Source organism: Streptomyces chisholmiae, from assembly GCF_031845445.1.
GTDB lineage: Bacteria > Actinomycetota > Actinomycetes > Streptomycetales > Streptomycetaceae > Streptomyces > Streptomyces chisholmiae.
Genome location: NZ_JAVREO010000324.1, coordinates 1 through 255, shown reverse-complemented (window position 1 = coordinate 255; position 255 = coordinate 1). Strand labels below are relative to the sequence as shown.

The window sequence follows — 255 nt, the reverse complement described above, 5'->3', positions numbered from 1 at the left end:
GCCGTTGCGCACCAGCATCTTCCGCACGCCCTGGATGGTGTACGTCAGATGGAAGCGCCGGCCGATCACCGTCTTGATCCGCGCGAGCGTCCACCGCTGGTCCTCCCAGCCGTGCGCGGCGGGCCCCGTGGCCAGCTCCGCCTCCAACTGGGCGAACTGCTTCTGGCTCAGCCTCGGCAGCGACGCCGGTCCCTGTGACCGCAGAGCCCGCGGACCGCCCTCGTCCCACAACTGCCGCCAACGCTGCACGGAACG

The 255-nt window shown here is 71.0% G+C and carries 1 protein-coding gene; it reads right to left on the bottom strand.

Translation table 11 applies throughout. From position 1 onward, the window contains the following. Nucleotides 1-255 (bottom strand): winged helix-turn-helix domain-containing protein (locus tag RM844_RS33405; protein WP_311671164.1); only part of this gene is annotated, 255 nt, incomplete at both ends.